Below are 17,394 nucleotides of genomic sequence, written 5' to 3' on the forward strand. Positions count from 1 at the left end.
CGCGGTGCATCTCGCGGTTGATCCGCTCGTAGGTGGTCTGGACGCCGACCTCGACCTTCGTGCCGCCCAAGTCGAGCATCCGGTCGATCTGCTCGGGGTCGCACCAGTCGGGCTTCGTCTCGAAGGTGGTGCCGATGTTGCGGATCGGGTTCGTCTCGTTCTCCGCGATCACGTCCTCGAGGTACTCGAACTCGGTCTCCTCGGGCGCGGGCGCGAACGACTCGCCCTCGGCGGGCTCGGGCTCCTTCTCCAAGTCGTAGTCGTTCATCGCCTGTACGGCGCGCTTCACGAACCACTCCTGGTAGTCGTGCGAGCGCGCGGTCATCGTCCCGCCCATCAGGATGAGCTCCACCTTGTCGACCGGGTGGCCGATCTTCCGGAGCTGTTCGAGCCGGAGCGTCACCTGCCCGTACGGGTCGTAGTCGTTCTGCTCGCCGCGGGCTGCGGCGGGCTCGTGGCCCGTGTACGACTGCGCGGAGGAGAACTCCGAGGCCGGCCCGCCGGGACAGTAGAGGCACTTCCCGTGCGGACAGAGCTTCGGCGAGGTCATGATCGCCACCGGCGAGACCCCCGAGGCGGTCCGGACGGGCTTGCGCTGGACCACCTCGATCACGTCGTCGCGGTGCTCCGTCGGCGCGTGGTCGAGGATCTCGGTGTTCTTCGGCACCTTCGGGGAGCCGAACTCCGAGCAGGCGTCGAGCTTGGCCCGTTCGAGGTCGTCGCGCTCGATCTCGCCGTCGAGGATGCGCTCGACGAGGCGCTCGCAGGTGCGGACGAACGCCTCGGAGTGGCCGTCGCCGTCGGACTCTGCGGCGGCGTCCTCCGGGTCGGCGTCGCCCGCCGCGTCGGTACTCATTACGCCACGATCCGCGTGTTCCGGGGTTAAGCGTGTCGCACCTGCGCGCCGACTCGCGGGGGCGAGGGGCGCACCGCAGAGTATATTAGTTAGTGGTATTACCTAGTGATTATGCCGGAGACACAGCTAGAGCGGGCGCGGAGCGGCGAGGTCACGCCCGCGATGGAGCGCGTGGCGGAGCGCGAGAACCGCGACCCGGCGTTCGTCCGTCGGGAGGTGGCCGAGGGGCGCGCGGTGATCCCGAACAACCACGCCCACGAGTCGCTAGACCCGATGGTCATCGGGCGGGCGTTCGCCACGAAGGTCAACGCGAACATCGGGAACAGCGAGACGACGAGCGACCGGAGCGAGGAGCTGGAGAAGCTCCACGCCGCGGTCCACTACGGGGCCGACACGGTGATGGACCTCTCGACGGGCGACGCGCTCGACGCGACCCGCGAGGCCAACGTCGCGCACTCGCCGGTCCCGGTCGGGACGGTCCCGATCTACGAGGCGGTCAAGCGGGCCGGCTCCCCCGAGGCGATCGCACCCGAACTCCTCCTCAACGTGATCGAGAAGCAGGCCGAGCAGGGCGTCGACTACATGACGATCCACGCGGGGATCCTCGCGGAACACCTCCCGCTGACCGACGGGCGGAAGACGGGCATCGTCTCGCGGGGCGGCTCGATCCTCGCGGAGTGGATGGAGGAGCGCGGGGCACAGAACCCGCTGTACGCCGAGTTCGAGGCGATCTGCGAGGTGTTCGCCGAACACGACGTGACGGTCTCGCTCGGCGACGGCCTCCGTCCCGGCTGCCTCGCGGACGCGAGCGACGAGGCCCAGTTCGCCGAGCTCGACGCCCTCGGCGAACTCACGCGGACCGCGCAGGAACGCGGCGTCCAGGTGATGGTGGAGGGTCCCGGCCACGTGCCGATGGACGAGATCGCCGAGAACGTCGAACGGCAGCAGTCGGTGTGCGACGGCGCGCCGTTCTACGTCCTCGGGCCGCTGGTGACGGACGTCGCCCCGGGGTACGACCACATCACGAGCGCGATCGGCGCGACCGAGGCCGCGCGGGCAGGCGCGGCGATGCTGTGTTACGTGACGCCGAAGGAGCACCTCGGCCTGCCGGAGGCCGAGGACGTGCGGGACGGGCTCGCCGCGTACCGCATCGCGGCGCACGCGGCCGACGTGGCGAACGACCGCCCCGGCGCGCGCGACTGGGACGACGCCCTCTCGGAGGCGCGCTACGAGTTCGACTGGCGGCGGCAGTTCGACCTCGCGCTCGACCCCGAGCGCGCGCGCTCGTACCACGACCAGACGCTCCCGGGAGACAACTACAAGGAGGCCCGCTTCTGCTCGATGTGCGGCGCGGAGTTCTGCTCCATGCGCATCGATCAGGACGCGCGCGACGCCGACGGCGAGATGACGGCGATCGAGGGGGCCGAAGAGACGGACCTCGACGCCTCGGCCGCCGCGAGCGCGAACCTCCCGCCGGTCGGCACCCACGACACGAGCCGCGTCCCGGACCGGATCGAGATCGAGGGGGTGACGTTCACCCCCGAGGCCTCCGGCGACGACGACTGAGGCGGTCCGAACCGCCGCGAGCGGCCGGACGACGAGCGGGCGTGCGGACCGGCCCGGAGGCGGCGAACCCGGCCGGTTTTAGTCCGGGGCTCGCGTAGCGGCGGCCGTGCTACGGAAGGACCTCCTGCGCGTCTCCCGGGCTGGCGGCGGCTACCGCCCGCAGTTCACCGGGCGCGACCACCGGCCGCTCGCGGCCCGCGTCCTCGGGACGTTCGAGTCGCACGTCGGCGAGCGCCGCGGCGACCTCGACGACGCGCTGGCGGACCTAGAGGCCGACGCCGCCGCCCGCAACGGGGACTTCAAGCTGGTCCGCGGGCTCGCGGCGCTCGTCGAGCGCGAGTGCGAGTTCGAGACGCGCGCCGCGGTCCCGCCGCGTCGCGTCCGGCGGGCCGCGTTCGAGGCCGCCGAGGCGGTCGGCGTCGCGAGCGAGGCGGAGCGGGAGACCGCGGTCGAGCGCGCTGCCGACGCGCTGGGGATCGACGCGGCGGCCGTGGCAGAGACGCTGTACGCCGACCGCGACGTCAATCGGGTCCTCGTCGACGCCGACGTGCGCTGGGACCCCGACTCCCTGCTGGAGCAGTACGACCTCTCGCTGGCCCAGACCGCCCTCTTCGACGCCACCGAGGTCCGGGTGCGGTCGAACGACCCGAAGCGGCTCGTCTCGGCGGTGAAGCGCCTGCGACTGATGTACGAGGTGGAGCGGACCCCGGAGGGGCGCGAGCTCGTCGTCACCGGCCCGGACGCGCTGTTCTCTCGGACCCGGCGGTACGGGACCGCGTTCGCCAGGCTGCTCCGGACCGCGGCCGAGTCGGCGGAGTGGTCGCTGGAGGCGACGATCGACGACCGAGGCCGCGAGCGCACCATGCGACTCTCGGACGGCGACGTGACCGTGCCGGACGTCGAGCCGGTGGCGGAGCCGGACTTCGACAGCGGCGTCGAGGCCGACTTCGCCGGGCGGTTCCGCGGGCTCGACCTCGACTGGACCCTCGTCCGCGAGCCGGAGCCGCTCGAGACCGGCGCGAGCGTCATGATCCCGGACTTCGCGTTCGACTACGACCACGCGGACTTCCGGCTGTTCTTCGAGGTGATGGGCTTTTGGACCCCAGAGTACGTCGAGAAGAAGCTCGGCCAGCTCGCGGACGTCGAGGACGTGGACCTGCTGGTCGCGGTCGACGAGAGCCTCGGCGTCGGCGAGGACGTCGCCGCGCGCGACCACCGCGTCGTCACCTACTCGGGGGCGGTCCGCGTGAAGGACGTCGTCGACGTGCTCCGCGAGTACGAGGCCGAGTTCGTCGCCGACGCGGCCGCGACGCTCCCGGACGCCTTCGAGCCGGACGACGACGTGGTCACCCTGCGCGAGCTCGCGGACCGACACGGCGTGAGCGAGGCGGCGGTGGAGGACGGGCCGTTCCCCGGCCACGAGCTCGTCGGCCGGACGCTCGTCAGACCGTCGGTGCTGGCGCGGATCGGCGACGACATCGACGACGGGACGGCGCTGTCCGCGGCGGAGGCGACGCTGGACGAGTACGGCGTCAACGACGCGAGCGCGACCCTCTCGGCGCTCGGCTACCGGGTCGAGTGGGAGGGGCTGGGCGGCGGGACGGTGCGACGGAAGGAGTAGTCCGGGGTTCGCGAATTACTCGGCGGTGACATCGAAGATAGGTTTATATATTGTAACCGAACATTTTCGCAACCGGGGTTACCAATGGTCACGAACATCCAAACGCAGCTGCTGGGCAGAGACGTATCGTTCCCGGTCGAGGAGTCGCGATTCGCCTACTGGCTCGTCGTCTTGCGCATGATCGTCGGGTGGTGGTTCCTCCACGCGGGACTCGACAAGTTCCTCGCGTGGCCGTTCGACGCGAGCTGGTTCGTCGGCGGCGCGGCGGCCCAGACGAGCCTCGGCCCGGTGGTCACGCTGTTCTCCGACGGAATCTTGCTGTCGTTCACCAATATCATGGTTCCGTTGGGACAGACGCTGATCGGGCTGGGGCTGATCGTCGGCGCCCTGACGCGGCTGGCCGCGTTCTTCGGCGCGTTCCTGATGACGTTCTTCTACTTCATCAACGGCGAGACCGGCGGCTGGGCCCACGGCGTGATCACCGGTGACCTGCTCGGGCTGCTGATCTTCGCGATGATCGCCACGCTCGGGGCCGGGCGCGTGCTCGGCGTCGACGCCTACCTCGCGAAGACGTCGTTCGTCAGGGACCACCCGCGGCTGCGGTACTTCATCGGCTAACGAGGTGACAACACATGAGCGAACTCACTACCATGGAACGAGTCGGACTGTACGGCGGCGGCGCGCTCATCCTGATCGGCACGGTCGGGATGGGGCTGCTGGAGATCGTCGCCGGAGCGCCGCACCCGGTGTCGGGAGAGGGACAGGTCGTCCACGAGACGCTGATAAGCCTCAGCGTTCGGTCGTACACCATCCTGCTGGGGCTGCTGTTGCTCGCGGCGTACGGCATCAGCAACCTCGCGACCAAACCGCCGGAAGACACGTCGGTCTGACCCGCGTGGACCGCCGGAGCGCCGTCGGAACGAAGCGCTCCCACGACTGACTTTTTGCCGGACGTCGCCGACTCACTCCACGACCGGCAGGTCCGCCCGGCTCCCCTTCGGGACCACGGAGCGCAGTTCGTCGTAGAGGTACAGCCCGACCCCGATCGGGACCGACTCGCCGGCGACCTCGTGGGTCGCGATCAGGTACCCCCAGTCCCCGTCCCACTCGGGGAGGTCCTGGTCCTCCCCCGCAGCGAACCGTGCCGCCTGCGCCGGGTCCAGTTCGATCACGTTCTCCGTTGCGCGACGGCCGAACCGCGAGACCGCTCGGCCGGTCGGTTTCCAGTGCTCCTGGCGCGTGCGCAGGAAGGTCATCCCGATCGCCTCCACCTCGCTGGGGTCGGTCGCCGCGCCGTTGAACACCCAGATCTTCCCCGCGCCCTTCTCCCAGAAGGAGTACTCCGCGAACACGTCGGGGTCGATCCCGAACCGCTCATTCCACCAGTCGAGGACCTCCGCGCGGCTCGCGCGCCCCTCCACCTCGCGGTCCGCGGGCGTCTCGGGGAGCCGGTCGAACCGCTGGCCGTCGTTGGTGGGGGCCTCGGCGCCCGCCTCCGCGACGTCGTCGCTCACGCTCCCACCCCCTCGCCGTCGGTCGCGGCGTCGTCGCCCGCCGCGCCGCCGACCCGCAGTTTCGCACAGAAGAAGCCGCCCGTGTCGTTGCGGTGGGGGTAGATCCGCCGCGCGCGCGTCACCGACTCGTCGTACGTCTCCCCCTCCCATTCGGTCACGCCGGGATCGGTGTCGAGCGGCAGGTCGAACTCGACCAGTTCGCAGTCCTCGTTCGCGAGGACGTGGTCGAGGACCGCCTCGTTCTCCTCGGGCGCGAACGTACAGGTCGAGTAGACGACGACGCCGCCCGGGCGGGTCGCCTGGACGGCTCGCGCCAAGACGCCCTTCTGGATCCCGGCGACCGCGTGGACGTGGTCGAGCGTCCACTCGTCGAGTACGTCCGGGTTCTTGCGGCACGTGCCCTCGCAGGAGCAGGGCGCGTCGACCAGCGCGCGGTCGAACTCGTCGAACGCCAGCGGCTTCGTCGAGAAGTTGCGGGCGTCCTGGTTCGTGACGACCGCGTTCGTGATCCCGAGGCGCTCGGCGTTGTGCCGGAGCGCGGAGAGCCGCCCGAGGTTGTTGTCGTTGGCGACGACGGTGCCCTCGTCGTCCATCGCGTCCGCGATCTGGGTCGTCTTGCTGCCGGGCGCCGCGCAGGCGTCCCAGACGCGCTCGCCGGGCCGCGGGTCGAGCGCGAGCGTCGGCAGCACGGACACCTCCTCCTGGCCGTGGGTCCAGCCGTGGACGTACGGCCAGTTGCCCCCGGGGTTCCCGTCGGGGAGCCGGAAGAGGCCGTCGTGCCAGTCGGCCTGCTCGTACGCGACCCCCGACTCGTCGAACGCCTCGCGGACGCGGGCCGGCGTCGCCGCGATGCCGTTCGTGCGCACGACCGAGGGGAGGGCCCGGTCGCACGCCGCCCGGAACGCGTCGACGTCGTCGACGAGCGACTCGTATCGGTCGAGCGGATTCATGTCTCTCCTTTCGGGTCGGCCCGTTAGACCGTTTCGGGACGCGAGCGGCCGGCCCGGCGCCGCACCTTTAGGTCGGCCCCCGGCGTAGGAGCGCGCATGGCCCGCATCTCCGTCCTCGACGACGACGTCTCGCTCGACGAGCCGACGCTGATCGAGGGGTTCCCCGGCGTCGGCCTCGTCGGCAAGATCGCGACCGACCACCTGATCGACGCCCACGAGATGGCCCACTACGCGAACGTCCACTGCGACGGACTGCCGCCGGTGACCGTCTACCGGGAGTCGGAGACGGCCGCGACGACTCCGGTGCGGCTCTACGCGGACCCCGCGAACGACCTCGTCGCGCTCCGCAGCGACGTGCCCGTGAACCCGGGGGCGGCGACCGAGGTCGCCGCGTGTCTCGACTCGTGGTTCGACGAGGCCGAGCCCTTCCCGATCTTCCTGTCCGGGCTCGGCCGCGAGAAGGACGACTCGCCGCCGGAGCTGTACGGGATCGCGACCGGCGACGGCGGCGAGGCGCTCGGGCGCGCCGATGTGGCGGCGCCGTCGGAGTCCGGGCTCGTCTCCGGCCCCACGGGCGCGATGCTCGCGGCCGCGCTGGAGGCCGACCGCGACGCGGTCGGGCTCGTCGTCGAGTCCGACCCGAAGTTCCCCGACCCCGAGGCGGCGCGCGTGCTCATCCTCGACGGCATCGACCCGATCGCCGGGACCGAGACGCCGACCGACGGGCTCGTCGAGCAGGCGACGGAGATCCGGAGCGCGAAGCGGCAGCTCGCCGAGCAGATGCGACAGGCGACCGAGGAGAGCTCGCAGGCCGAGCCGCTGAAGATGTTCCAGTAGACTCGCAGACCGCGGCCCGGTCCGTCGCTCCCAGTCCGTCGCTCCCGGCCGGGCGCGCTAGCTGTCGGCCGACTCGCCCGCGTCGTCGCGCTCCAGCTCGTCGAGGATCGGCCGGTACTTCAACTGGACCTCGTCCCACTCGCGGTCGGGGTCGGAGTCGGAGACGATGCCGACGCCCGCGAACAGCGTCGCACGGCGGGAGGTCGCGACCGCCGAGCGGATGGCGACCGCGAACGCGCCGTTGCCCGCGGCGTCGATCCAGCCCACCGGCGCGGCGTACCAGCCGCGGTCGAACGGCTCCGTCTCCCGGATCGTCGCCAGCGCGCGGTCCGGCGGGAGGCCGCCGACCGCGGGGGTCGGGTGGAGCGCCTCGACGAGTTCGAGGACGTGGCGGTCCGCGTCGAGCTCGGCGGTGATCGGCGTGTGGAGGTGTTGGACCGTCGCGAGCCGCCGGACGCGGCGCTCGCCCGCCGAGATGGACGCCGCGAACGGCTCCAGCTGGTCCCGGACCGTCTCCGCGACCAGCTCGTGTTCGTGGACGTTCTTCTCGTCGTTGAGGAGCTCCTGCGCGAGCCACTCGTCCTCGGACGGGGTCTCGCCGCGGCCGGTCGTCCCGGCGAGCGCGTCGGTCTCGACCGTCCGGCCCCGCAGCGAGACGAGTCGCTCGGGGGTGGCCCCGAAGAACGCGCTCTCTCCGTCTGCCGGCTCGAACCAGTAGCGGTGGCAGTCCGGGTACTTCTCCGCGAGGCGTTCGAGGGTGGCCGCCCGCGGGAAGTCGGCCGCGAGGTCCGCCTCCAGCGCCTGCGCCAACACCACCTTCCGGAGGTCGCCGTCGGCGATCCGGTCGACCGCGGCGCCGACGCTGTCGCGCCACGCCTCGCGGCTCGTCGTCCGGCGGCTCTCGCGGATCCCCGGTCGGGGCGGCCGCGCGCTCCGACCGTCGACGGCGCGCGGACGGCCGTCGTCGGCGAGGTCGGCGAACCGGTCGACCTCGCGGGCGAGGCGCGCCTCGACGGCGTCGACGCCGGCGTCCGGGCCGACCGCGTTGACCGTCAGCCACGCGCCGTTGTCCGCGATCGTCAGCTGGACCCGGGGGAAGACGAACCGCGCCTCGGGGAAGGCCTCCCACGGGTCGCCGTCGGCGGCCCCCTCGTGGAAGGCGAAGCCGCCGAAGACGCGGGGGCGCGCCGCCTCGGTCCCCGCGTGGACGTCGCCGGACTCGAACAGCTCCGTCGTCGCCCGTCGGATCGACGCGAACCGGTCGCCGCCGGCGGCGGTCAGGGTCGCCGCCGCGCCGCCGCCGATCACCAGCGCGTCGCCGGGCGCGCTCCACACCGTGCGCGGTGTCGAGAGCGCGTCGAACGCCGCCGCGAACGCCGGCTCGTCGATCGCCGTGGTCCGGCTGACCAGCGGCGGCGAGGACCGAGAGCGCGCCCGTTTCATACGTATCGAGTCGGGGCCGGGGACCCTTTATCCTGACTATCGGGGCGGAGCGAGCGGGGAAAATCGAGCCGCGGGCGGAGGGCGGTCAGCTGTAGCGCTCCTCGTTCCAGGGGTTCGCCGTGTCGCTGTACCCCCGCTTCTCCCAGTAGCCGAGCTCGGGCTCGGTGAGGAACTCGACGCCCGAGACCCACTTCGCGCCCTTGTACGCGTACTTGTGCGGCGTGACGACGCGGACGGGGCCGCCGTGGTCGGCCGGGAGGTCGTCGCCGTCGTAGCCGTAGGTGAGCTGGACGCCCGGCTTCGTGCACTCGTCGAGCGGGAGGTCGGTCGTGTAACCGTCGAGCGCGTGGAACATGACGTGTTCCGCGTCGGCGCGGACGCCCGCGCGCTCGGCGAGGTCGGCGAACGAGACGCCCGTGAACTCGCAGTCGAACTTGCTCCAGCCGGTCACGCAGTGGAAGTCCTGTCGCTGGGTGACCGACGGGAGGTCGCGGAACTCGTCGAGCGAGAGGGAGAGCGGCTCCTCGACCGCGCCCCACACCTCCAGCTCGAACGTCTCCGGGTCCCACGAGGGCGTCCCGCTCTTCGAGAGGACGGGGAAGCCGTCGGTCTCGCGCTGGCCCGGAGGGAGTCGATCGTCGCCGTACTCGCGGTAGAGGTCGGTGAGGTCCTCGGCCGCGTCGGCGCCGGATTCGCTCATGGCCCGTCGTTCGGCCCGGACCGACGTATGAATGTCGCTCTCGGTGGGGGAGATGGCGCGCGGACGAGAGCCGCTCGGCCGCGGTCGCGCCGCCGTCGGCGCGTCGATGTCGAGAGCGTTCGCATTATCACAACATACGTTTGAAAGAACAGAAATGAAATTTTGAGTCGTTGTGTCGAGTTTTCATATCCGCGGATTTACGACGCCAATTTTATATACGCCATGCCACAAGACCCGAACAGCAAATGCCCCGAGTGAAGATAACCGTGCCGGAGCATCTGGAGATGCAGATCGCCCAGATGGTCGAGGAGGGGGAGTTCCTCAACCGCGAGGAGGCGGTCGAGGAGCTGCTATCGACTGGCATCAAGGCGTACAAGACGAGCGGCCCGCGAGACGACGACGACTCCAACGGGTTCGAGGACGAGGGGATGATGGGCCACGAAGACGAGTACGTCTTCTGACCGGCGACTTCTCGGGTCGCGGCCGACCCGGCGCGGATCCGTGCGTACACCCCTCAACAACCCTTAAAGGGCTTACATCCCGTATCCGTGGGTATGCACAAGGACGAGCTGCTCGAACTCCACGAACAGATGGTGACGATCATGGAGCACTTCCGCGCGCAGGAGACGGTCGACGGGACGCTGTTCGATCCGTACGACGAGCTGGACGTCGACCCCTCCCACGTCCACAAGTCGAAGAGCGAACACAAGCACGCGGTGTTCGTCCTCGGCAACGCGCTGGCGAACGCGATGAGCGAAGACGAGTTCTCGCCCGCCGGCCGCGTCGGCAAGCGGATGGAGGAGCTTGCCGACGACGCGGAGAACAAGATCTGACGCCGAGCGGCCCCGTCCGCGACGCGTCGCCGCGCTCGACCCCCGTTATTGATGTGCGCGCGGTCCCGTCCGGTGTGATATGGTCGCGGAGGCGCTGACGTCGGACGCCGTCCACCTCGCCGCCGGGGGCGTCGGCGTCGCCGTCGCGCTCGCCGCGGTGTACCTCGCGGACCGTCGGGACGGCGGCTGGACGCGGGCGCTCCGCGCGCGGCTCCTCTGGGGAGTCCCGTGGGGGACGCTGCTCGTGATCGCCGGCGTGATCGGGGTGTACCTGTTCGTCCAGTCGGGGATCGACCACCCGAACCGCCCGGTCGTGATCCCGTTCCGGTCGTGGTCGTACTTCTACCCACAGGGGATCGTCTGGTCCAGCTTCGCCCACGCGAGCCGCGGGCACGTCACTGGGAACCTCCTCTCCGCGCTCGTCGCCGGCGGCCTCGCGGAGTACGCCTACGGTCATTTCCCCGAAAGGCGCGAGGTCGACGACGGAGAGCGGCTCGCCGTTCGCCTGCGGCGACTCCCGACTCGTCTACGACGGTTCCCGCGGCAGCTATCCCGGCTTCCGAGCCGAATCGCCGCGGTCGAGTCGCCGGGCGCGAACCCGTACGTCCGGGCGTTCCTGATCGTCCCCGGCGCCGCGGTCGCGTTCGGCCTCGCCTCGGCGCTGTTCGCGCTGGGGCCGGTGGTCGGCTTCTCGCTCGTGGTGTTCGCGTACTGGGGGTTCGCGCTCGTCTCGCGACCGATCGCCGCGCTCGTCGCCATGGCGGGGACGACGCTCGTCGGCGTGCTCTACGACGCCGTCCGGGTGCCGGTGGCGTTCGCGGAGGCGTCTCCCTCCTACGGCGTCCCGGGGTGGGCGAACGTCGCGATCCAGGGGCACGCGCTCGGGCTCATCGGCGGCGCGCTGGTCGCCGTCCTCCTCTTCCGGCGTCGCGCCCGAACGCGGAGCGAAGAGGGTAGCGACGGAGCCGAGGGCACGGGACGCTGGAGCAACCATCCGCTCGCGAGTGCGGGCGACGGCGGGTCCATCGCGGGCCCGACCGAGCGGTCCGCGCTCGTCGTCTTCGGCGCGCTGCTGCTGTTCGGTGCCTCGCGCCGGCTGTGGGCGGTGTACTGGTACCTCGGGAACGAGCGGTACGAGCTGTACCGCGCGGTCGGCGTCGGGCTGCTCGCCCTGCTGGCCGCCATCGTCGCCGTCGCCGCCGTCTCGCGGGACGAACCCGTCTGGCCGAGTCGAGCGGTCCCGGAGCCCGAGACGATCAGGGGCGGGATCCGGTCCGCGACGCCGGCGGCGGTCGGGACGCTCCTGCTCGTCGCGGCGCTGGCGGCCGTCGCCGGCCCGGGGATCGTGCCGAACCTCGTCGCCGTCGACGACGGCGACCTCCCCGGCGACCCGATAGAGGTGGAGGGGTACCAGGTGACCTACGCCGAGAACGTGGAGGACCGGCTCGTGAGCGTGGTCGACGTGGAGGCGTTCGGGCGCTCCACGTCGGTCAACACCTCGGGGGTGATCGTCAGCAACCCGGACCGCGAGATATGGACGACGGCCGTCTCGGAGGGGAACCTCGCGTTCTGGGGGTACCGCGCGGTCGACGTGGGCGGGACCGGCTGGCGGGAGACCGTCTGGGTCCAGCGGGTCGGCTGGGTCGCCGTGAACGGCGGCCCGGCGTACCGCGTGGACGCGGTCCGCAACGAGACCAGGCGGACGCTGTTCACCAGCGACCCGGCGCGTGCGGAGCCGCGGATCGACGGCCGCAGCGTCGTCGTCGCGGCCACGCCCGACGGGTTCGAGCTGTCCGTGGTCGGCGGGAGCGGCAACAACGTCACGGCGCCGCTCCCGGCCGCGAACGAGTCGGTGACGGTCCGGGGGATCACGCTCGTCCGAGAGAACGGCGTCGTGTTCGCGGAGCGCGGCGAGACGCGGGTCAGGGTCGCGTATCGGGAGCGCTACGAAGGCAGACAGTAAGCGGAGTTGGCGGGCTCGCCAGAGAGAGCTGCGTCGGCGGGGCTCAGGTCCACTCGATCCGGTACACTTCGGTGTCGATGTCGCGCGCGTCCTCGGTGTGGTGGTCGAACTGCGCGTCAACGCGGAACTCGGCCGCGAACGCGTGGGTGACCTCGCCGCCCTCGTCGGCGGCGAACGCCTCGACGAACTCCCGGCTGCCGTCGTTGTGGATGGAGTAGGAGACGTCGGCGAGGTCGCTCGCGGCGTCGAGGAACGCGCGGTCCGCGTTCCGGTTGCCGTCCTGCGCGCCGAACGGCGGGTTCATCACGGCTGTCGCCGGCTCGGCGACGGCGATCGGCGGGCGCGTCGCGTCGCCGCGGACCCAGTGGACCGGCGCGCTGGCGGCGACGCGGCGCTCGTTGGCCTCGGCGGTCGCCAGCGCGTCGCCGTCGAGTTCGAGGCCGACGACGCGGGCGGGGCCGCGCAGCGCGGCGGCCAGCGCGAGCATCCCGGTCCCGGTCCCGAGGTCGATCACGGTCCGGCCGTCGACGTCGCCGTGGAGGTCGGCGAGGTGGACGACGTGGGCCGCCAGCTCCGGCGGCGTGGGGTACTGCTCGAGGGCCGCGTCGGGACGCTCGAAGCCGGCGACGACGCCGAGCTTGGTCGCGAGCGACCGCTTCGTCGCCATCGGTCAGGCCGCGCCGTCGACGCGGACGAACTCGACCCCCTCGCGGTCGGCACGCTCGGCGAGCGCCGCGAGCGCGGTGCGGACCTCGTCGGAGGCCTCGCCGTCGACCCTGACCTCGATCCGGCCGGCGCCGAGGAACGCCGCGGCGCGGACGAGCGCGCGCAGTCGGTCGGCCTCGCGCTGCCGTTCGAGGGTGCTCTCCCCGTCGAACTCCGCCTCGGCGGCGACCGCCGCGGGCTGGTAGCCGCGGGCGGCGAGCCCCTGCTTGATGTCGCGCAGGTGGTCGGGGGCGGTGCTTTCGAGGTCCGACGCGTCGACGACGACGGGGTCGACGTCGGCGGGGCGACAGCCGCGCAGCGTGCGTTCGACGCCGGCCGAGGAGGTCGTGCTCATACACACCTATTGGTATAGGTTATACAAAAATCTTTATAGATGTTTGACGGTAATATAAGACTCGGCCGACGCCGAGGCCCGGGTGGCGTCGAGCGACGGCCTAGACCGTGCGGGGGCGGGTCAAGCCGCACCCGACACGGAACCGACAGAAGCCCGCCCGGCGACCGCTACGAGACGTGTCGGGGGACGGAACCGTCGGTTCGACCGACAGATTCCGTCCTCGAATCGCGGTCACGTTTCGTGCGTCGCGGCGTCGGCGCCGAACGGACGGCCGGCCGCAGCCGAGTGCCGAATCCGATCCGCAAACTGGCGGGAAATGGGGTCTAGACGCCGCGAGACCGCACTTCCGAGAGCCGGCGTTCTATCAGGATCGTTGATTAGCGTGGACAAGTCTTAAATACGCGACTGACCACAAACCTTTTAATGGAACGCCCGAGTCGCCAGCGGCAACAGGAGCGGGACACGGAGCAGGAAACGGACGAATCGACGGTCTCCTGTCCGGAGTGTGACTCGGAGAACATCGTCACCGACGCCGATCAAGAGCTGGTCTGCGAGGACTGCGGACTCGTCTTGGACGAGCGGAACATCGACCGCGGGCCGGAGTGGCGGGCGTTCAACCACAACGAGCGGCAGTCGAAGTCGCGCGTCGGCGCGCCCATCACGGAGACGATGCACGACAAGGGGCTGACGACGACCATCGACTGGAAGGACAAGGACGCCTACGGTCGGTCGCTCTCCTCGGAGAAGCGCTCGCAGATGCACCGCCTGCGCAAGTGGCAGGAGCGGATCCGAACGAAGGACGCGGGCGAGCGCAACCTTCAGTTCGCGCTCTCGGAGATCGATCGGATGGCGAGCGCCCTCGGCGTACCCCGCTCTGTACGGGAGGTCGCCTCCGTCATCTATCGACGCGCGCTCAACGAGGACCTGATCCGCGGCCGCTCCATCGAGGGCGTCTCCACCGCCGCCCTCTACGCCGCCTGCCGACAGGAGGGAATCCCCCGCAGCCTCGACGAGGTCGCCGACGTGTCGCGGGTCCCGCAGAAGGAGATCGGCCGAACCTATCGGTACATCTCCCAAGAGCTCGGGCTGGAGCTGAAGCCGGTCGACCCCAAGCAGTTCGTCCCGCGCTTCGCGTCGGCCCTCCAGCTCTCCGAGGAGGTCCAGTCGAAGGCGACCGAGATCATCGACGTCTCCGCCGAGCAGGGGCTCCTCTCCGGGAAGTCGCCCACCGGCTTCGCGGCCGCGGCCATCTACGCGGCGTCGCTGCTCTGTAACGAGAAGAAGACCCAACGCGAGGTCGCCGACGTCGCGCAGGTGACCGAGGTCACCATCCGGAACCGGTACCAAGAGCAGATCGAAGCGATGGGCTTCCGCTAGACGGCCCCGCGGTCGAGCCGCCGAGACTCGTTCCGTCCCGCGGTCCGAGACGTTGGATCGGGTTTTTAATCGCTACCCGCTGTAGCTGGGAGTGAGATGTACTCAGAGATCCTCGTTCCGACCGACGGCGGCCCGGCCTCGGAGGCCGCGATCGAACACGCGATCGACCTCGCCGACCGGTACGACGCCCGCCTCCACGCGCTCTACGTGGTCGACGGCGCGGCGTACTCCACGCTGGAGGCCGGCGCGGAGGTCGTGGTCGAGGCGCTGGAGGCCGAGGGCGAGGAGGCGACGGAGCGCGTGGCCGACGCCGCCGCGGACGCCGGGGTCGAGTGCGTCGGCAGCGTCACCTCCGGGACCGCGTACCAGTCGATCCGGGACTACGTCGGCGAGCACGACATCGACGTGGTCGTGATGGGGACCCACGGCCGGAAGGGGCTCGACCGCTACCTGCTCGGGAGCGTCACGGAGCGCGTCGTCCGCACCTCCGACGTGCCGGTGTTGACCGTGCGACAGCCGGCAGATGAGTAGTCGGCCGACCCCCGGCGAACGGGGGTGACACCCGTGCGCGACTGGCTCTCCCACCGGGTGGTCTCGTCGCCGGACGGCGCCGCCCTCGTCCGCGCCGAGGACGGCGAGTCGTGGAGCTACACCGACCTCGACCGCCTCGTCGCCGAGACGGCGGGGCGGCTCGTGGCCCACGGCCTCGGCGAGGGCGACCGGATCGGCGTGCTCACGCCCCCGTACGTGGGGACCGTCGGGTTGGTCCACGCGACGATGCGCATCGGGGCGACGTTCGTGCCGCTCGGCACGGAGCTGACGGCGCGCGAGATCGCCGCGCGGATCGACCGGACGGACCTCGACGCCGTCGTCTGCGCGGAGCCGACCGAGTCGACCGCGACCGAGGCGGCGTCGCGCATCGAGGGCGTTCCCGTCTACTCCGTCGACGACCCGACGAGCGCGGACGTGACCGGCGTCCACGACGTCGACCCCGCGTCGCTCGACCCGCCGACGTGGTCGTTCGAGGACCCGCTCTGCGTGCTGTTCACGTCGGGCACGACGGGCGAACCCAAGCCCGTCCCACTGACCGCGGGCAACGTGTACAGCTCGGCGGTCGCCTCCGCGTTCCGCCTCGGCGTCGAGGCCGACGACCGGTGGCTGGTGTCCCTGTCGCTCCACCACATGGGCGGGCTCGCCCCGGTGTATCGCTCGGTGCTGTACGGGACGACGCTCGTGCTGCGGGAGGGGTTCGACGCGGGCGGCACCGCGGACGACATCGACGCGTACGACGTGACCGGCGTCTCGCTCGTGCCGACCATGCTCAGGCGGATGCTCGACCGTCGCGGGACGCTGTCGGACTCGCTCCGGGTGGTGCTGCTCGGCGGTGCGCCCGCGCCGGCGGAGCTGCTGGAGCGGTGTCGCGACTACTCGATCCCCGTCTACCCCACCTACGGGATGACCGAGGCCGCCTCGCAGATCACGACGGCGTCGCCCAGACAGACGCGGGGCCGGATCGGGACGGTCGGCCGCCCGCTGTTCGGCACCGACGTGACCATCGTCGACGACGGCGACCCGGTGGCGCCGGGCGAGACCGGCGAGGTCGTCGTCGACGGCCCGACGGTCACACCGGGATACATCGCCGCGGACGCGGGCGGCGCGGACGGCGTGGACGCGGACGGCGCGGACGCGGACGGCGCGAACAGTGCGTCGTCCGATGCCGACGCCGACGGCGGTGACGGCGCGTCCTCGGCCGACGCGATCGACCTGAACGGGATCGACGCTTCAGAACTCGACCGGTCGGACTTCGGTCCGTACGGCCTCCACACCGGCGACGTGGGGCGATTCGACGAGGACGGCTACCTCCACGTGCTCAACCGCGTCGACGACCGGATCATCAGCGGCGGCGAGAACGTCGAACCGGGCGAGGTGGCGGACGTGCTCCGGGAGTACGACGGTGTCGACGACGTGGCCGTGGTCGGGCTCGACGACGACGTGTGGGGCGAGCGCGTCGCGGCGCTGGTCGCCGTCGGCGACCGGATCCCGTCGGCGGCGGCCGGGCCGGCCGGAAGCGACGCGGTCCCGGAGTCCGGTCCCACGGAGACCGACTCCTCGGACGACGCGCCTGGGGAACCGGGTTCGGCCGACGAGGCCGCGGGATCGGTCGGCGAGTCCGCCGCGCCGGTCGTCGGGTCCGAGGGCGTCGGTCCCGCGCCCATCGACGAGGCGGCGTTCGTCGCCTTCGCCCGCGAGCGGCTGGCCCGGTTCAAGATCCCGAAGACGGTCGCGTACGCGACGGAGCTCCCGCGCACCGTCTCCGGGACGGTCGACAGGGAGGCGACGCGGGAAGTCCTCCGCGAGCGCGGCTCGGACCCGCGCGAGGGACTCGACGCGGACCTCGAGACGGCCGGGTTCAAACCGGCCGACCCGGCCGAACCGCCGGACGACGCCCCGGAAGACGAATCGACCGAGAACGGCGCAGGGGCGGGCGACGAGGTCGAGGTCGACATCGCCGACGCCGACGAGGTCGCGGCGGGGTCGGACGCCGACGCCGCGGCGACCGGTGAGGCCGAGAGCGACGCGGACGCTGGCGACGCCGCCCCTGCGGACGGAGGGCGGGAGGGCGACGCCGGCGGCGAAGGCGGTGACGGCGAAGACGGCGGCGACGGCGAAGGCG

18 protein-coding genes are annotated in these 17,394 nt (G+C 71.4%); 11 read left to right on the top strand and 7 right to left on the bottom strand.

All coding sequences use genetic code 11. The features are described from left to right. On the bottom strand, positions 1–856 hold an 856-nt coding region (locus tag Q0116_RS13310), incomplete at its 3' end, for a radical SAM protein (protein ID WP_297889299.1). Positions 857–967: 111 nt separating this feature from the next. On the opposite strand from Q0116_RS13310, the gene thiC reads away from it, so the two are divergent. The 4 genes from thiC (at position 968) to Q0116_RS13330 (ending at position 4,933) form a co-directional block, all read left to right on the top strand. Beyond that, on the top strand, positions 968–2,422 hold the full coding sequence (gene thiC, locus Q0116_RS13315; RefSeq protein ID WP_297889301.1) for a phosphomethylpyrimidine synthase ThiC: 1,455 nt from the start codon (positions 968–970) through the stop codon (positions 2,420–2,422). Positions 2,423–2,528: 106 nt separating this feature from the next. Continuing rightward, positions 2,529–4,043, top strand: a complete 1,515-nt coding sequence (locus Q0116_RS13320; protein WP_297889303.1) for a DUF790 family protein — start codon at positions 2,529–2,531, stop codon at positions 4,041–4,043. 84 nt (positions 4,044–4,127) lie between these two features. Then, positions 4,128–4,661 (top strand): DoxX family protein, encoded by a 534-nt coding sequence (locus Q0116_RS13325; protein WP_297889305.1) that lies wholly within the window; start codon positions 4,128–4,130, stop codon positions 4,659–4,661. Between the two features lie 14 nt (positions 4,662–4,675). Beyond that, the gene (locus Q0116_RS13330; protein WP_297889307.1) at positions 4,676–4,933 is read left to right on the top strand and encodes a hypothetical protein; all 258 of its coding nucleotides are present in this window, start codon (positions 4,676–4,678) and stop codon (positions 4,931–4,933) included. Positions 4,934–5,005: 72 nt separating this feature from the next. Here Q0116_RS13330 and Q0116_RS13335 read toward each other — a convergent pair whose 3' ends face one another. Together Q0116_RS13335 and Q0116_RS13340 are read right to left on the bottom strand one after the other, a co-directional pair. Continuing rightward, positions 5,006–5,557, bottom strand: a complete 552-nt coding sequence (locus tag Q0116_RS13335; protein WP_297889309.1) for a hypothetical protein — start codon at positions 5,555–5,557, stop codon at positions 5,006–5,008. Further along, positions 5,554–6,507 carry an RsmB/NOP family class I SAM-dependent RNA methyltransferase gene (locus tag Q0116_RS13340; RefSeq protein WP_297889311.1) on the bottom strand — a complete coding sequence of 318 codons (954 nt, stop codon included), beginning with the start codon at positions 6,505–6,507 and terminating at the stop codon, positions 5,554–5,556. Before Q0116_RS13340 ends, Q0116_RS13335 begins: the two co-directional genes overlap by 4 nt. A gap of 96 nt (positions 6,508–6,603) precedes the next feature. Here Q0116_RS13340 and Q0116_RS13345 point away from each other — a divergent pair, with 96 nt between their 5' ends. Beyond that, positions 6,604–7,344, top strand: a complete 741-nt coding sequence (locus tag Q0116_RS13345; protein ID WP_297889313.1) for a proteasome assembly chaperone family protein — start codon at positions 6,604–6,606, stop codon at positions 7,342–7,344. Positions 7,345–7,401: 57 nt separating this feature from the next. On the opposite strand, the gene Q0116_RS13350 is transcribed toward Q0116_RS13345, so the two are convergent. Continuing rightward, positions 7,402–8,787 (bottom strand): isochorismate synthase MenF, encoded by a 1,386-nt coding sequence (locus tag Q0116_RS13350; protein WP_297889315.1) that lies wholly within the window; start codon positions 8,785–8,787, stop codon positions 7,402–7,404. A gap of 85 nt (positions 8,788–8,872) precedes the next feature. Continuing rightward, complete coding sequence (locus tag Q0116_RS13355; RefSeq protein WP_297889316.1) at positions 8,873–9,487, bottom strand: sulfite oxidase-like oxidoreductase; 615 nt, start codon at positions 9,485–9,487, stop codon at positions 8,873–8,875. Between the two features lie 245 nt (positions 9,488–9,732). On the opposite strand from Q0116_RS13355, the gene Q0116_RS13360 reads away from it, so the two are divergent. From Q0116_RS13360 to Q0116_RS13370, 3 genes are all read left to right on the top strand, one after another. Continuing rightward, positions 9,733–9,948: a ribbon-helix-helix domain-containing protein gene (locus Q0116_RS13360; RefSeq protein ID WP_004598554.1), complete on the top strand. Its 216-nt coding sequence runs from the start codon at positions 9,733–9,735 to the stop codon at positions 9,946–9,948. 93 nt (positions 9,949–10,041) lie between these two features. Then, the gene (locus Q0116_RS13365; protein ID WP_297889322.1) at positions 10,042–10,320 is read left to right on the top strand and encodes a UPF0058 family protein; all 279 of its coding nucleotides are present in this window, start codon (positions 10,042–10,044) and stop codon (positions 10,318–10,320) included. Positions 10,321–10,399: 79 nt separating this feature from the next. After that, positions 10,400–12,283, top strand: coding sequence for a rhomboid family intramembrane serine protease (locus Q0116_RS13370; RefSeq protein ID WP_297889325.1), 1,884 nt, complete (start codon positions 10,400–10,402; stop codon positions 12,281–12,283). A gap of 43 nt (positions 12,284–12,326) precedes the next feature. Here the strand turns inward: Q0116_RS13370 and Q0116_RS13375 are convergent, their stop codons facing one another. Beyond that, positions 12,327–12,950, bottom strand: coding sequence for an METTL5 family protein (locus Q0116_RS13375; RefSeq protein WP_297889328.1), 624 nt, complete (start codon positions 12,948–12,950; stop codon positions 12,327–12,329). Between the two features lie 3 nt (positions 12,951–12,953). After that, positions 12,954–13,343: a hypothetical protein gene (locus tag Q0116_RS13380; RefSeq protein WP_297889331.1), complete on the bottom strand. Its 390-nt coding sequence runs from the start codon at positions 13,341–13,343 to the stop codon at positions 12,954–12,956. A gap of 423 nt (positions 13,344–13,766) precedes the next feature. Between Q0116_RS13380 and Q0116_RS13385 the strand changes: the two genes are divergently transcribed. The 3 genes from Q0116_RS13385 to Q0116_RS13395 all read left to right on the top strand — a co-directional run. Then, positions 13,767–14,720 carry a transcription initiation factor IIB family protein gene (locus Q0116_RS13385; protein ID WP_006113981.1) on the top strand — a complete coding sequence of 318 codons (954 nt, stop codon included), beginning with the start codon at positions 13,767–13,769 and terminating at the stop codon, positions 14,718–14,720. A gap of 96 nt (positions 14,721–14,816) precedes the next feature. Beyond that, on the top strand, positions 14,817–15,251 hold the full coding sequence (locus Q0116_RS13390; RefSeq protein WP_297889339.1) for a universal stress protein: 435 nt from the start codon (positions 14,817–14,819) through the stop codon (positions 15,249–15,251). Between the two features lie 33 nt (positions 15,252–15,284). Beyond that, a partial coding sequence (locus tag Q0116_RS13395) for an AMP-binding protein (RefSeq protein WP_297889343.1) occupies positions 15,285–17,394 on the top strand: 2,110 nt, incomplete at its 3' end.

This window comes from uncultured Halorubrum sp., assembly GCF_937146585.1.
In the GTDB taxonomy this organism is placed as follows: Archaea; Halobacteriota; Halobacteria; order Halobacteriales; family Haloferacaceae; genus Halorubrum; species Halorubrum miltondacostae.

What these genes read in the sequence shown, in the direction of transcription:
- Q0116_RS13385 (WP_006113981.1), top strand. Translation starts at nt 13,767, where the DNA reads ATGGAACGCCCGAGTCGCCAGCGGCAACAGGAGCGGGACACGGAGCAG.
- Q0116_RS13340 (WP_297889311.1), bottom strand. Translation starts at nt 6,507, where the DNA reads ATGAATCCGCTCGACCGATACGAGTCGCTCGTCGACGACGTCGACGCG.
- Q0116_RS13325 (WP_297889305.1), top strand. Translation starts at nt 4,128, where the DNA reads ATGGTCACGAACATCCAAACGCAGCTGCTGGGCAGAGACGTATCGTTC.
- Q0116_RS13330 (WP_297889307.1), top strand. Translation starts at nt 4,676, where the DNA reads ATGAGCGAACTCACTACCATGGAACGAGTCGGACTGTACGGCGGCGGC.
- Q0116_RS13390 (WP_297889339.1), top strand. Translation starts at nt 14,817, where the DNA reads ATGTACTCAGAGATCCTCGTTCCGACCGACGGCGGCCCGGCCTCGGAG.
- Q0116_RS13380 (WP_297889331.1), bottom strand. Translation starts at nt 13,343, where the DNA reads ATGAGCACGACCTCCTCGGCCGGCGTCGAACGCACGCTGCGCGGCTGT.
- Q0116_RS13350 (WP_297889315.1), bottom strand. Translation starts at nt 8,787, where the DNA reads ATGAAACGGGCGCGCTCTCGGTCCTCGCCGCCGCTGGTCAGCCGGACC.
- Q0116_RS13345 (WP_297889313.1), top strand. Translation starts at nt 6,604, where the DNA reads ATGGCCCGCATCTCCGTCCTCGACGACGACGTCTCGCTCGACGAGCCG.
- Q0116_RS13375 (WP_297889328.1), bottom strand. Translation starts at nt 12,950, where the DNA reads ATGGCGACGAAGCGGTCGCTCGCGACCAAGCTCGGCGTCGTCGCCGGC.
- Q0116_RS13355 (WP_297889316.1), bottom strand. Translation starts at nt 9,487, where the DNA reads ATGAGCGAATCCGGCGCCGACGCGGCCGAGGACCTCACCGACCTCTAC.
- Q0116_RS13370 (WP_297889325.1), top strand. Translation starts at nt 10,400, where the DNA reads ATGGTCGCGGAGGCGCTGACGTCGGACGCCGTCCACCTCGCCGCCGGG.
- Q0116_RS13360 (WP_004598554.1), top strand. Translation starts at nt 9,733, where the DNA reads ATGCCCCGAGTGAAGATAACCGTGCCGGAGCATCTGGAGATGCAGATC.
- Q0116_RS13365 (WP_297889322.1), top strand. Translation starts at nt 10,042, where the DNA reads ATGCACAAGGACGAGCTGCTCGAACTCCACGAACAGATGGTGACGATC.
- thiC (WP_297889301.1), top strand. Translation starts at nt 968, where the DNA reads ATGCCGGAGACACAGCTAGAGCGGGCGCGGAGCGGCGAGGTCACGCCC.